A 15,291-nucleotide genomic window follows, 5' to 3' on the forward strand; every position below is an offset into this window, starting at 1 on the left:
TACGATATAAATTGAAATGATTAATTGTACAGGAGTGATTTTTTTGATCGGTAAAAATAATATCCAAATGTTAAATATTACAATGAATACGAACGGAATGATCAATACGATTCATCCAACTTTAATTTGGAATGAAGAAGATGTTGTATTAATTGATACAGGTTATCCCGGGCAATTGAATGAATTTCGAAATTGTTTTGAACAAGTAGGAGTTCCTTTTGAAAAACTTAACAAAATACTAATTACCCATCAAGATATCGATCATATTGGGAGTCTTTCTTCTATTGTAGAAGAGTCTACTAATCAGATTGAAGTTTTTGCAAGTGAAATTGAAAAACCTTATATACAAGGTGATAAATTGCTAATTAAAATTACACCTGAATCGATTGAAAGAGCTATAGCTTCACTACCAACTGAAGCAACAGACGAATTTAAAAATGCATTCAAAAACAGACTTCAGAACCCACCAAATGGAAAGGTTAATCATGTGTTAATACCTAGAACTGAATTACCAATTTGTGGCGGAATTACTGTAATTGATACAGCAGGTCATACACCAGGACATATAAGTTTTTATCATAAAGAGTCAAAAACTTTAATTGCTGGGGATGCATTAATGATTGAAAACGGTCAACTGAATCCTTCAAATCCACAATATACATTTGATATTGATCAATCAATTAAATCAGTTGAAGGATTAGTAGATTTGGATATTGAAAAAATTATTTGTTATCATGGAGGATTATTTGAAGGGAATATAAAGGAAAGATTAGGTGAAATTATTAAATAAATTTTTCCGCATTATTCTTATATACATTGTTTATGGAGGAAATAAAATGAGCAATAAAAATTACCAAGAACTAATAAAAGACCGAATTTATTTCGGTGGTGCTGATGATGTAAAAGAAATGATGGAACATGAAAATGCAGATATAGTTTTTGATCTGCGAGTAAAAAATTATGAAGCTGACACTGAAATTAATCGAGTACATAGTCCGATTGTAGATGATTCGGAAGAACAAGCAAATACACTTAAAACTGCAATTGAAAACGTAGTTGAAGCATATAACAGTGATCAAAAAGTATATTTTCATTGTGGTGGGGGAAATACTCGTGCAGGTATCGTGGCCATTGGTACTTTACTTGCTTTAAACAAAGCTGAAACAATTGATGAAGCAGAAGAGATGGCTCGCAAAATTCGTCCAACAATCAAATCGAATCCTGAAATGAAGGAAGCTTTAAAAAAGATCTATCCTAAAGCTTAAATAAAAAAACGCTAATTTTACAATTCTATATTGTATAATTAGCGTTTTTTTTATGGACTACCTTCCAAGTGATTCTTTACACAATTAATAAAGTCACTTTTAGTAAAAGTATTTTCTTTTGTGCTTGGAAATACTATCCAAAAATCTTGGGAAATAAAATCTGCTTCTTTAATCGGGATTACTTTTAATTCACCACTTATAACTTCAGGAAAATTTTTTAATGTTGTACTATGCACATAAGTAAAAACTCTTCCTTCTTTAATGATTTCGATAAGAGTCATTGTACGATTCGACTTTAGTACAATTTCATTTTTGAATTTTTTTGCTAATTGAAGAAAGTTTTTATTAGAAAAATTATACATTACAATCTTTTGATTAAGTAAATCATTAGCTGTTACATAGTCTAACTTATACAATGGTGAACCTTTCCCTACTACAATGCAAACATTTCCTTTACTTAAATATTCAAAATTTAAATTATGTTCTTTCTCTAACTCTGCTTTTGTAGCAACTACTAGCGCTAAGTCATAATCTTCTTTCGTCAAATTGTTAATGATTTGATTTGTCCCTTGTTCAATTAATTCAATCGTAACATTAGAATTTATGTCAGAGTAATCTTTTAAAACATTGTGAATTGTATAAGTAAAAGTAGGTGCACATGCGATTTTAATATGCTTTCCTCTCGTATCCTTGAAATCCGAAAGCTGATCTTTTAATTCTTTTAAATTATTTAAAATTTCAATTGATCTAGATAAAACTAACTCTCCTTGAAGGGTTAAAGTAATTCCGCCTCTAGATCGATTAAAAATATTAATTTCTAATTCTCTTTCAAGTTGGGTAATGGCTTGACTAACCCCAGAAGTAGAAATATGCAGTTTTTTCGCTGCCTTTGAAATCGACTTTTCTTTAGCAATACTTACAACATATTCTAGTTGTTCAAAGTTCATTTTTACCCCCCCATAAAAAAATACTACTTTTGCGAGTAGTTCCTATTAATATATATTACTATATTCTATTAAATTGTTTTGTTAAGTATTGCTTAAATATAGGTTAACATATGTTAAATGTATTTTCTAAGAAAATCATGTAAAATGATAATAATATAATAATAATTCCTTTTAATTTTATAGGATTAATTAGGATTAATCAATTGGATATAATTAGCGTTAAAGGTGGTAATAAAATGTTTACTTATAATGAAATCAATCACCAAGAAAATAAAACATTTATTTTTGTTGAAAATACACTTTTCGTTTCTGGGATTTGTACCATATTAGAGCATCATAAATTAAATGTAAGAAAAATAGATTTTCATCATATCAATACTGGGGAATTAAATGAAACTTATTTTATTTGTCATGTAAAAAATGAAGAAATGGTAAATAAATCGCAATTATTAAAGTTGCGTGATAAGAAAATCAAGATCATCATCATAAAAAATAATATAGATTACAGAGAAATTGTGGACTTGATGAATATCGGAGTTAATGGAATATGCTTAACAGATATAGATGAACAATACTTAATTCAAATTGTTAAACAAGTACAAAACAGTCAATTCTTTCTAGATTCACGATTAACAAATAAAATTGTACAAGAAAACAATCGACTGATCGAGAGCGGTAGAAAAAGAAAAGAATTAGACTATAAAGCAATGAATAATCTGTTAACGAAAAGAGAAATTGAAATATTAGATTTACTAGGTAAAGGTTATTCGAACGTACAAATCGGTGATGAATTGTATATCTCAAGTAAGACTGTAAAAAATCACGTTTCAAATATAATCCATAAATTACAAGTTTCCGATCGATTAAACGCAGTCATTTTTGCGATAAAAAAGAATTGGATTTCCCTTGATTAATATGGATGAAAAAATACAACTAATCTTTAATCTCTATGAGGTGAAAAGATTATTGTATTTTTTTATGACTTTAAAGCGCTTTCATTAAGAGATAATCCCTTTACGGATTAATTCTCCAACTGCGTGAGAGCGATTATTAGCTCCAAGCTTTTTGATCGCGGATTTCACATATTGTTTTACTGTAAGCTCGCTAATATTCATTGAATCTGCCATTTCTTTCGTACTTTCACCCCAAGCAATTCTCTTCATTACTTCTAATTCTCTTTTACTTAATTCAATTGAATGGTGAGCACCAGTTGTATTTTCTAAAAATTTACCAATTAACTTACCATAATATGTAAAAGACGATAATAATTTTTCATCCATTTTTAATTCATTTTTAAATTCTGTTGAACAAATATAACCAACAACAACTGTCCCAAAGCAAATAGGCACTGCAATCATGGAACTGACACTAGAAGGGAAGATATATTTACTACTTGTTTGTTTTAAGTATTCAATACCAGAACAGAATTTTGCTTTTCTCTCACAAATTGCTGAGTAAATAATCGGTAGTGAACGAATATCATCTCTAATTTCACGAATATGAGATAATCCATCCGTAGTAATTAATATGATACCTTCTCCTAAAAATCCAAAAGGAGAATATCTAAATAAATATGCATTTTCTACCGGAAAAAGATTCATATACAGATCAAGAATGTTGTACATATGTTCTTCATGACTTGTACTAACTTCAATTTTTCTAATTTGTTCTTGTATGGTATAGTCAGAAACCACTTTATCATCTCCTTTTTAGGGATATTATATATGCAAAATTAGGAATATTCTAATTATACTAAAAATTATATCCTTTAGATAGGCTTTTTGAGATATAGGATCTCGTAAAGTAAAACAAAATTCGAATGTGAAAGGGAGATGTATAGTGGCTAATTTAGATCCAAAAGCAAGAGCATATGTGGAGATGTTTAATCAAATGCCAGCGATTCACAAAATGGAACCAAATGCTGTAAGAGAAATGTTTGCAAGTGTACCACCTGTAGAAGTTGAACTAGCTCCGTTAGCGAAAGTTGAAGATCGGAAAGTTCCAGTTGGACAAGATGACCAAATTAAAATTAGGGTATACACTCCAGAGGGGGAAGGCCCATTTCCAGTATTTGTCTATTACCATGGTGGCGGTTGGGTAATAGGTGATTTAGAAACAGCAGATGCAAGTTGTAGAATGCTAGCTAATCGTACGAATAGAATAGTTGTTTCTGTCGATTATCGACTTGCTCCAGAATACAAATTTCCGATTCCAGTTGAAGATTCCTATACAGCATTAAAATGGGTGAGTGAGCATGCTAATGAATTTAATGGAAACGCTTCCAATTTAGTTGTTGGTGGAGATAGTGCAGGTGGAAATCTTGCTGCAGTTGTATCGCAACTTTCAAAAGATCAAAACGGACCTAATATTTTAGGACAAGTACTTGTATATCCTGTTACGGCTTTAACTTATGATACTAAATCGTATTTTGATTTCCAAGAAGGATATGGACTAGATCGCGATTTAATGATCTGGTTTGGAAACCATTATATCAATTCTGAAGAAGATGCTAGAAATAAATATGTTTCTCCACTTTCATCTGAAAATTTAAGTAACCTACCTTCTGCGCTAATTATTACTGCGGAAAATGATGTACTTCGAGATGAAGGAAATAAATATGGTCAGCGATTAAGAGATGCAGGTGTAAATGTAGAGATGTATTGTGAGGAAGGACTTGTTCACGGATATTTTACAAATATGGCGGTCTTTCCTGATCGAATAGAGGAGTCGATCAATCGAATTGAGGAGTTTTTAAATAAATTGAATCAAACGGTTTTAAATAAAGGATAAGATTGATTCCATTCTAAAAAAAATTTATTTAAACAAGGAGGATTTGAAATGAAAGCTAACATTCAACATTATGACGCAATTGTTATTGGTGCAGGCTTTTCGGGGTTATACATGCTCCACCGCTTAAGAGAGGATGGACTCACGGCTCGTGTATTTGAAGCTGGTGAGGGCGTTGGCGGGACATGGTTTTGGAATCGTTATCCAGGAGCAAGATGTGATTCAGAAAGCATTTACTATAATTATACATTTTCTGAAGAATTATATAAAGAATGGACATGGACTTCTAGGTATCCTGAGCAACCTGAAATATTAAGCTATTTGAATTTTGTAGCCGATAAATTTAATTTGCGTAAAGATATTCAATTTAATACAAGAGTTCAATCTGCACACTATGATCCTGAAAATAATATATGGAATATTAAACTTGAAAACAACACGAACGTAACAGCAAAATACTTTATTACAGGTGTTGGATGTTTATCAGCAGCAAATGTACCTGACTTCAAAGGAATCGAATCATTCAAAGGTGAATGGTATCATACAGGTCACTGGCCAAGAGATAAAGAAGTGGATTTAAAAGGTAAACGCGTTGGAATCATTGGAACTGGATCGAGCGGTGTACAAGCTATTCCAGTGATTGCACAGCAAGCCGGTCACTTAACTGTATTTCAACGAACGCCTCAATATAGTGCACCTGCGAGAAATCAACCTTATGACCCAGCATATATTCGAAATACTAAAGCAAATTTTAAAGAAATTAAAAAACAAATGCGAGAATCTACTGGCGGTCAACCTACTGAAGTACCAACTCAATCTGCACTAGAGGTTAATCATTTGGAAAGAACTAAAAAATACGAAGAAATTTGGAAAAATGGTGGACTTGGACTTTTTGGAGCGTTTACTGACCTTACACTGAATGAAAAAGCAAATGAAACAGTTGCTGGGTTTATCCGCTCAAAAATTAGTGAAATTGTACATGATTCTGAAGTTGCCAAAAAACTAATGCCATATTATTACTATGGTACAAAACGTCCAATTATTGATACGAATTATTATGAAACATATAATCGTGAAAACGTTACATTAATTGATGTCAAGAATGATCCAATCGAATCAATTACACCTGCTGGTTTGAAAACTAAAGATAATGTTTACGAATTAGATGTTATTATTTTTGCTACTGGTTATGATGGGATGACCGGTCCGTTAATGAAGATCGATATAAAAGGAAAAGATGGAGTTACTTTAAAAGAAAAATGGGCTGGAGGAGCTCAAACGAGAACCTATCTAGGAATTGCTAACGCAGGATTTCCTAATATGTTTATGATTACTGGCCCTGAAAGTCCTTCAGTTTTAAGCAATATGCCAGTTTCAATCGAACAACATGTAGAATGGATTGCGAATTGTATTCAGTTCTTACGTCAAAAGGACATCGATGTGATTGAAGCTAATATTGAAGCAGAAAATGCATGGAGTCAACATTGTCGAGAAGTTGCCGAGTCGACACTTTTTACTAAAACCGAATCATGGTACACCGGTGCAAATATTAAAGGAAAACCAAGAGGATTTCAAATTTATTTAGGCGGTGTTGGAGCATACCGTAAAAAATGCGATGAAATTGCTTCGAGTGGTTATGAAGGTTTTGTTTTAACATCAACTGCAGTTCACTAATTGGTATTGTAACATTTTAAGAGGATGTCCCGAAAGTATAACATTAGGGGCCTCCTTAGTTCTTTTTATAGGTAATTAGAAACTATACTAATGCTTAAGTAAAAATAAGCGAGTGAGTGTACGAAAAATGGATCAGAAATTGCATTAATGACTAAGTGCAAATAAGCTTGTAAACTTGCAAATTAGTAATCAGAAACTGCATTAATGGCGAAGAGCAAATCAGTGTGTGAAACGTGCAAATTAGAAATCAGAAATTGCATTAATGGCGAAGTGCAAATAAGTGTGTGAAGGGTGCAAATAAGAAATCAGAAACTGCAATTAAATAGAAAAGTGCAAATAAAAATCGTGATTCTGCAAATAAAAATAGTAAAACTGCAATTAAAATTAACAAAACTGCAAATAAATTTTAGGAAACTGCAATTAAATTTCCTAGAATCCCAAAATTCTATGATAATACCTATACCGGTTGGGGTATTTTGCCTAAATATGGACGGTCTAATATAGAAAATTAATTAATTTGCTCTAATTCATTCAAAATAACCTTAGTTTGATAAAAAAATCTACTATATACATAAAAATCAGTATCATAAAATTACCTTTAATTAAAAAACGCCACTAAAATACCCCCATATTTGCCTCGAGACAGTCAGCATTATTCATTTATTCATAAATTTAAAAATGGAAGCCCCCTTACCAGTTAAGTTGAATTCTAAATCGGCACTTTTAAAGGATTTAGATTTTATAAAGAGTAGTTTATTTAGTAATCTTTTCTTCCCACCTAATTATTAAAATTCATTAACGTTAAGGTGAATTAATCCACTAATCCAGAGTAAAAATAGTATAATGATTTGTATTTAAATTTTATCTCTAGTATAAATATTCACTTTGCTAGATGTAAGAGATAAAAAGGGGAGAGTTTTATTTTGTCTGCATCAAAAAAATCTATTTTTAAAGGGACTTCATTTACGAACTTCTGGATCTCGCGAATGATGACTTCCACGTCATTTCAGATGTTATCCGTTGCAATTGGATGGCAAATGTATGATTTGACACATGACGCATTTAGTCTTGGTTTAGTGGGACTAGCGCAGTTTATTCCGATGGTATTACTTACACTAATAGTAGGTCAAGTCGCTGACAGAGTTGATCGTCGAAAAATTGTTTTCATATGCCAAATGATTGAAGCGCTTATTGCAGGACTTCTTTTATATGGAAATTATGCAAATTGGCTTAGTCGAGAGGAAATATTAGTAGCTGCATTTATACTCGGTGCATGCCGATCTTTTGAGGGGCCAGCTTCATCAGCATTATTGCCACAAGTAGTGCCAAAATCTATTTTACAACAAGCTATTTCTTGGAGTACGTCTGCAGGTCAAACAGCACAAATATTAGGGCCATCTCTTGGAGGAGTATTATTTTCAGTTGGGCCAGCTTATGTTTATGCAACTTCAGCAATTGCCTTATTACTTTCATCAATCCTTACATTCTTCATTAAATTAGATAGTCAATTTATTCGAAAATCAGAGCCGGTTACTTTACGAACAATGCTAATGGGTTTAGAATTTGTATATAAACATCCAATTATTTTAGGAACAATTTCGCTTGATTTATTCGCGGTACTACTTGGTGGAGCTACAGCCCTTTTACCAATTTATGCGCAAGATATACTACATACGGGTGCTTGGGGATTGGGTTTAATGCGAACTGCACCTGCAGTGGGAGCATTAATCATGTCACTAATATTAGCGTATTCTCCACTTAAAAAATCATATGGTCGGATATTATTTAGTGCATTAATTGTGTTTGGATTGGCTACAGTGCTATTTGCCGTTTCAACAAACATAGTCATTTCATTAATTGCTTTATTTATCATCGGAGCTTCTGATGTAGTCAGTGTAGTAATCCGTTCTTCACTAGTACAGCTACAAACTCCAGACGATATGAGAGGTCGAGTCAATGCCGTAAATTCGCTATTTATTGGAACCTCAAATCAGCTTGGAGAATTTGAATCTGGAACGATGGCTGGATTAATTGGTACTGTTCCAGCAGCAGTAGTTGGAGGTCTTGGGACGATTGTAGTTGCAGGACTTTGGATGTATTTATTCCCTTCGCTTAGAAGAATTAATTCACTTTCTGGAGAGAAAACAGAAAAAGTAGGATAATTTAATTAAAGGAGAATTTATGGAAAATACAAAAAACACATTTGATACGATTGATGAATATATTTCACAATTTCAACCAGAAATTCAAGAAAAATTACAAGCTTTAAGAAAAACAATTAAAGAAATTGTACCGAATGCAGTTGAAAAAATTAGTTATCAAATGCCTACATTTGCGCTTAATAAAAACTTAGTACACTTTGCAGCATATAAAAATCACATAGGATTTTATCCTGGCGCAAGCGGAATTGCAGCATTTAAGGAAGAGTTATCAATTTATAAAGGCGCAAAAGGGTCTGTACAATTTCCAATAAATGAACCACTACCGTTTGATTTAGTAAAAAAAATTGTTAAATATAGAGAAATTGAAGATATAAAAAAAGCAGAAGAAAAAAAACAAAAAAAGAAATAAACTAGATAAACATCAGTCAAATATGTTGTAAAAACCTCTAAGTCTATTTAGCCTTAGAGGTTTTTACTTTTAAAAGGGAAATGCCTGATGACATTTTGTTCATAATTTTGTCAAAGAATTTGCTTTGAAAACGTTAAATATCAGTTATACTAAATTTGTATTTAAATAGTAAAACGGTTTTGTAATCGAAAAAAAGATTTTTTTTAGAAATTCATGTGAACAATTTCACAATTCCTATTTTGGGGGACATTACAAATGAAAAGAAAATTATTAATGATTGGTAATGGAATGGCAGGAGTTCGTTGTATAGAGGAGATTTTAAAAAGAAATAAAAATTTATTTGAAATTACAATCATTGGAGATGAGCCACATCCGAACTATAACCGAATTATGCTATCAAATGTACTTCAAGGTAAAACCACAATTGACGAAATAAATATTAATGATTGGAATTGGTATGAAGAGAATCAAATTACATTACTAACAAACGAAAGAGTTACGGAAATTTCAACTATAGATAAAATAGTAGAAACAGAAAAAGGAAAAACGATTTCATATGATGAACTAATTATAGCTACTGGTTCGAGTGCATTTATACTGCCGATTCCAGGTAATCAACTTGATGGAGTAGTCGGTTTTCGTACAATCCAAGATACTGAACTAATGATAAATTACGCACAAAAATATAAGAAAGCGGTTGTAATTGGAGGCGGCCTATTAGGTTTAGAGGCAGCAAGAGGTTTAATTGATCGAGGAATGGAAGTACATGTAGTTCATCTACTACCTTCTTTAATGGAACAACAACTAGATGAACCTGCAGCAAAAATGCTTAAAAAAGATTTAGAAGCTCAAGGTATGAATTTCTTAATGGAAAAACAAACGGTTTCGATTAATGGTACAAATCGTGTAGAAAGCATTAATTTCTCAGATGGTACTAGTTTAGAATGTGATCTAGTTGTAATGGCAGTTGGGATACGACCTAACATATCATTAGTAAAAAATGCAGGAATTGATGTAAACCGTGCAATTGTTGTAAACGATTATATGCAATCATCTGATTCTTCAATTTATGCTGTAGGTGAATGTGCCGAACATAATGGAACTACTTATGGCTTAGTAGCGCCATTGTATGAACAAGGGATTGTACTTGCAGATCATATAACAGGTTTCCCAACTATCGGATATAAAGGAAGTATATTATCAACTCAGTTAAAGGTTTCAGGATGTGATCTATTTTCTGGAGGACTAATCCACGAGGAAGATGATACACAAGCAATCGTTATAAATGACCAATTTGCAGGTCTTTATAAAAAAGTAATCGTAAGGGATGAAAAAGTTGTTGGTGTAGTTTTATATGGAGATGCATCAGATGGTAACCGACTGTTCAATATGCTGAAAAATGAAACAAATATTAAAGAATTTACAAGTGCTTCGATTCTCCATAAATCAGGAGAGGATTCAGCAGAAGACTTTGTTCTCTCAATGAGTGCAAACGATACTGTATGTGGGTGTAATGGAGTAACGAAAGGCACAATTGTACAATCAATTTTAGAGCAAGAGCTTACTACGTTTGAAGATGTGAAAAGTTGCACAAAGGCTGGAGCATCCTGTGGAAAATGTAAAGGAATGGTTGAAAGTATTTTAGCAGCAACACTTGGAGATACATTTGATCCAAATGCTGCAAAACCAGGTATGTGTGGATGTACACACTTATCTCGTGATGAAGTTATGGATGAAATAAAAGAAAAAGGGTTACAAACTCCTAGGGAAGTTCGAATGGTACTAGGTTTTGAAAATGAAGAAGGATGTTCAAAATGTAGACCAGCTTTAAACTATTATTTAAGAATGATGTATCCAAATGATTATCATGATGATAAGTCATCTCGTTTCGTAAATGAAAGAATGGAAGGCAATATTCAAAAAGATGGTTCATTCTCTATTGTACCTCGAATGTATGGTGGGGTTACTACTGGTGATGAATTGATTAAAATTGGTGAAGTTGCAAATAAATTTAACGTACCGTTAGTAAAAGTTACTGGAGCAAGCCGAGTTGGATTATATGGTGTAAAAAAAGAAGACGTACCAATGGTTTGGCAAGAATTAGGGATGCGATCTGGCTATGCATATTCTAAATCTTTAAGAAACGTTAAATCATGTGTCGGCAATCGATTCTGCCGATTTGGAACACAAGATTCATTAGGATTAGGAATCGAACTAGAAAAAGCGATCGAAATGGTAGATACTCCGCACAAAATGAAGATGGGTGTAACAGGTTGTCCAAGAAACTGTGCTGAAGTACTGACAAAAGACTTTGGAGTAATATGCGTAGAAAATGGCTACCAGCTTTATATAGGAGGGAATGGTGGAACAGAAGTTAGAGAATGTGATCAACTAACGACTGTTACGACTGAAGAAGAAGTAATTCATATGGCAAAAGCATACGTTCAATTCTATCGAGAAACCGGCGTATACGGTGAGCGAACTGCTCCTTGGGTAGAAAGACTTGGAGCAGATAAAGTTAAAGAAGTGTTATTAAATAAAGAACAAGAAAATGCATTAGTAGAGAAATTCGATCAAGCAAAAGCAACATATGAAGAAGCTTGGGGACAAGCGTTAACTAATCAATTAGATCTTTATGAAGTTATTAGAAAATAATAGCGAAATCGAGAGGAGCCATAAGATGATCACAACACCAGAAAAAATTAATGTTATTGATGTAGAATCATTACCAATACAAATTGGAAAAGAGATCGTTATTAAAGGGGAATCAATTGCTTTATTTAGATTATCAAACGGAGAAGTATATGCAATTGAAAGTACTTGTCCATATACTAATGGGCCACTTGCAGAGGGTATTGTTTCGGGTGAATATGTATTTTGTCCGCTTCGTGACTGGAAAATTTCATTAAGAACTGGTGAAGTACAAAAACCAGATGATGGAATTGTAAAAACATATGAAACAGAAATAATCGACGGTTTTGTATATATTATGGTGTAACTTATGACAAAAAAAGATGGATTTATCTCATTTGTAGGTGCTGGTCCTGGCGATTTAGGTTTAATAACTGAAAAAGGAATGAATTGTATTCGAGAAGCAGAAGTAATCTTATACGATCGTCTTGCAAATCCAAGATTACTAAGAGAAGCGGCTGGAAATTGTGAATTCATATACTGTGGAAAGCTCCCTGATCGACATACTATGCGACAAGAAATGATTAATGAAACATTAGTCAATTATGCAAAAGAAGGTAAATATGTCGTTAGATTAAAAGGTGGAGACCCAGCAGTTTTCGGTAGAGTAGGGGAAGAAGCAGAGGAAGCTTCAAAGCATAATATACCTTTTGAAATTGTACCGGGCATTACATCTAGCATCGCTGCAGCTGCATATGCTGGTATTCCAGTTACACATCGTGAATATAGTACAAGCTTTACATTAAGAACAGGACATAAATGTTTGGAAAATGAAGATTTAAAGGAATCAAATTGTTCTGACCAGTTAGGAGATACACTTGCATATTACATGGGAGTAAATAATCTCCCTATAATATGTAAGCATTTAATCCAAAATGGTAAATCGAAAGAAACTCCGGTAGCTGTAATACAGTGGGGAACAATTGGAAAACAAAAAGTTGTTGAAGGAACGATTGAAACTATTGTATCAAATATTGAGAAAGAAAAAATTACAAATCCTGCGATGACTATTATTGGAGATGTAGTTAAACTTCGCTCAAAGCTTGCTTGGTTTGATAAGAAAAAATATTTTGGGCGAAAAATTTTATTGGCAAAAGCTACTGCAACAGTAGAAAAGAATGGACTAGAAGCTTATCTATCTGAAAATGGTGCTGAGGTTTATTCTTTTCCAACACTTAAATTAGTTGAACTTCCAATTGAAAATGATCAGTTAGTTGATGCATTTTGTCATGAAAGATTAGTTTTTTGTACGCCAGAAAGTGTGGAATTATTTATTTCTAATATGCACAGATCAAATCACGATGTTCGTAAACTTCCAATGAGAATTGAGTCAATTTCTTCGAAGACAAGTAAGGTAATTGCGAAGTATGGAATTATTGCAGAGAAGTTCACTGATGAAGAAGTCTCAACAGTATTTGTTGGATCTCAAGACAAGGAAGACCCAAAGCCACCTAAATCTAAATATTTGGCAACACATAAAATTATTGCAGATTCTCGCTTCGATGTAATAAATCAAAGAATGCTAGATGAAACCAATTGGGAATCAATTATTTTTCCAAATAAGTCGTCAGTAGATTGGTTTTTAAAAGAATTAAATGAAACAGAACAACATGCTTTAAAAAATTTACCTTTTGCATATATCGGTGAATCAATTAAGGAATATGCATTTAAGTGTGGTTTTAAGAAAGTTGATGAAGAACTACAAGATCAGCTATTGCTTGGAGATTGGAAGTGAAATCATGTTTGATGCCGTCGTTTATATTGGACACGGAAGTCGTAGGCAAGAAGGTAATGAACAATTTATTCACTTTATTCAGTCCGTCATCAAAAACGTTGAAGTACAAAAACAAGAGTATGCATTTTTAGAATTAGTTGAGCCAACCATTCAACAAACGTTAGAAAAAGTAATTTTAGAAGGTGCGCAAAAAATATTAGTCGTACCAGTATTATTATTTGCAGCCGGTCATTTTAAACGCGATATACCAGACGAATTAAATCTTATATTAGATCGATTTCCACAAGTGAACATTACAATAACTGAACCGTTTGGTGTACATGAGAAAATGATTCAATTAGTTCAAAAACGAGTAATGATCGCAAAAGATACTAGTCATTCTGCAATATTATTAGTCGGACGAGGTAGTAGTGATACTGAGCCAATTGAAATGCTTGAACAAATAGGAAATGCTGTAGAGGATCGTATGGGAGTACCTGTTCGGACAGCTTTTTTAACAGCTGGAAAACCAAAGTTAGAAGATATGATTAATAAGATGAGTAAAGAATTTCAAAGTATTTATGTTATGCCCTATTTATTATTTACAGGTCTACTGCTTGAAAAAATTAAGAGACGCATTGCACTAGAAAATGAAAAGTTTCACCTGTGTGGGAATTTACAATTTGATGAATTAATGAGTGAAGCACTTATAGAACGTATTCAAGAAAAGGTAAAAAGTCTAAATAAAGGGTGATTAATTTGAAAGAAATAATAGATACAATTGGAAATGCTGCCTTAGCCAGGACAAACCAAGTAAATTCAAGTAAAACTAAATATATGGTTCCGACAATGATGGCAGGCTTTTTTGTAGGATTAGGTATTATATTAATCTTCACAATTGGTGGATTACTAGCTCCCACTGCCTTTGCTGGAACAAAAATTATTATGGGTGTTTCATTTGGAATTGCATTAAGTTTAGTCATTATGGCTGGAGCAGATTTATTTACCGGAAATAACATGATTATGTCAATTGGCATGTTAGAAAAAAAGGTGAGTTGGACTGATACTTTGAAAGTATGGTGCTATAGCTATCTTGGAAATTTATTAGGTTCAGTACTCGTAGCTGTATTGTTTGTTTACTCTGGATTAGCTAATGGTGGTGTAGCAGATTTTATTAATAATGCAGCATCAGCAAAAATGAATGCTCCATTTGTTGAGCTACTAATACGTGGAATTCTTTGTAATATTCTTGTTTGTTTAGCACTATGGTGTTCATTTAAAATGAAATCTGAATCTGGTAAATTAATTATGGTATTCTGGTGCTTGTTTGCCTTTATTACTTCAGGATTTGAACATAGCATTGCAAATATGACATTATTATCAATCTCTTTATTAATCAAACATCCTGAAACAGTTACATTCGCAGGAATGGTTTCAAATTTAATACCAGTTACAATTGGCAATATTATAGGTGGAAGTCTTTTTGTAGGAGCGGCTTACTGGGTTTCTAGTTCTGGAACTACAAATAAAAAATTATCGTCTACTAAAAACAGTCATAGTAAGAAAGTAAGTTAATAAAATTTGCATAAAAGGAAACAACCTTATTCAAAACAGAATAAGGTTGTTTTTTTTTACGTATGAA

General features: G+C 32.6%; 14 protein-coding genes. 12 read left to right on the forward strand and 2 right to left on the reverse strand.

The genetic code is table 11. From position 1 onward, the window contains the following. The first annotated feature begins 43 nt into the window (after positions 1–43). Entirely contained in the window at positions 44–790 is a 747-nt protein-coding gene (locus CN692_RS05860) for an MBL fold metallo-hydrolase (RefSeq protein WP_257143974.1), read from the forward strand. 46 nt (positions 791–836) lie between these two features. Continuing rightward, positions 837–1,265, forward strand: a complete 429-nt coding sequence (locus CN692_RS05865; protein WP_098118495.1) for a protein-tyrosine phosphatase family protein — start codon at positions 837–839, stop codon at positions 1,263–1,265. 50 nt (positions 1,266–1,315) lie between these two features. Here CN692_RS05865 and CN692_RS05870 read toward each other — a convergent pair whose 3' ends face one another. After that, positions 1,316–2,212 (reverse strand): LysR family transcriptional regulator, encoded by an 897-nt coding sequence (locus tag CN692_RS05870; protein WP_098118223.1) that lies wholly within the window; start codon positions 2,210–2,212, stop codon positions 1,316–1,318. Positions 2,213–2,448: 236 nt separating this feature from the next. On the opposite strand from CN692_RS05870, the gene CN692_RS05875 reads away from it, so the two are divergent. Further along, a complete protein-coding gene (locus CN692_RS05875) occupies positions 2,449–3,126 on the forward strand; it encodes a response regulator transcription factor (RefSeq protein WP_098118224.1) in 678 nt (225 codons plus the stop codon). A gap of 84 nt (positions 3,127–3,210) precedes the next feature. Here CN692_RS05875 and CN692_RS05880 read toward each other — a convergent pair whose 3' ends face one another. After that, positions 3,211–3,906 (reverse strand): response regulator transcription factor, encoded by a 696-nt coding sequence (locus CN692_RS05880; RefSeq protein WP_098118225.1) that lies wholly within the window; start codon positions 3,904–3,906, stop codon positions 3,211–3,213. Between the two features lie 145 nt (positions 3,907–4,051). On the opposite strand from CN692_RS05880, the gene CN692_RS05885 reads away from it, so the two are divergent. The 9 genes from CN692_RS05885 (at position 4,052) to CN692_RS05930 (ending at position 15,224) form a co-directional block, all read left to right on the forward strand. Beyond that, positions 4,052–5,002 carry an alpha/beta hydrolase gene (locus CN692_RS05885; RefSeq protein WP_257143975.1) on the forward strand — a complete coding sequence of 317 codons (951 nt, stop codon included), beginning with the start codon at positions 4,052–4,054 and terminating at the stop codon, positions 5,000–5,002. A 48-nt stretch (positions 5,003–5,050) separates the two neighbouring features. Further along, positions 5,051–6,673, forward strand: coding sequence for a flavin-containing monooxygenase (locus tag CN692_RS05890; protein ID WP_098118226.1), 1,623 nt, complete (start codon positions 5,051–5,053; stop codon positions 6,671–6,673). Positions 6,674–7,596: 923 nt separating this feature from the next. Next, entirely contained in the window at positions 7,597–8,835 is a 1,239-nt protein-coding gene (locus CN692_RS05900) for an MFS transporter (protein ID WP_218923539.1), read from the forward strand. 19 nt (positions 8,836–8,854) lie between these two features. Continuing rightward, on the forward strand, positions 8,855–9,244 hold the full coding sequence (locus CN692_RS05905; protein WP_098118228.1) for an iron chaperone: 390 nt from the start codon (positions 8,855–8,857) through the stop codon (positions 9,242–9,244). Positions 9,245–9,499: 255 nt separating this feature from the next. Then, on the forward strand, positions 9,500–11,899 hold the full coding sequence (nirB, locus tag CN692_RS05910) for a nitrite reductase large subunit NirB (protein ID WP_098118229.1): 2,400 nt from the start codon (positions 9,500–9,502) through the stop codon (positions 11,897–11,899). A gap of 25 nt (positions 11,900–11,924) precedes the next feature. Next, the gene (gene nirD / locus CN692_RS05915; protein ID WP_098118230.1) at positions 11,925–12,242 is read left to right on the forward strand and encodes a nitrite reductase small subunit NirD; all 318 of its coding nucleotides are present in this window, start codon (positions 11,925–11,927) and stop codon (positions 12,240–12,242) included. Positions 12,243–12,245: 3 nt separating this feature from the next. Continuing rightward, entirely contained in the window at positions 12,246–13,670 is a 1,425-nt protein-coding gene (gene cobA / locus CN692_RS05920) for a uroporphyrinogen-III C-methyltransferase (protein ID WP_098118231.1), read from the forward strand. 4 nt (positions 13,671–13,674) lie between these two features. Next, entirely contained in the window at positions 13,675–14,403 is a 729-nt protein-coding gene (locus CN692_RS05925) for a sirohydrochlorin chelatase (protein WP_098118232.1), read from the forward strand. A gap of 5 nt (positions 14,404–14,408) precedes the next feature. Continuing rightward, entirely contained in the window at positions 14,409–15,224 is an 816-nt protein-coding gene (locus CN692_RS05930; RefSeq protein ID WP_098118233.1) for a formate/nitrite transporter family protein, read from the forward strand. Positions 15,225–15,291 lie beyond the last annotated feature (67 nt).

It is taken from the genome of Bacillus sp. AFS002410 (genome assembly GCF_002556365.1).
Classification (GTDB): domain Bacteria; phylum Bacillota; class Bacilli; order Bacillales; family Bacillaceae_G; genus Gottfriedia.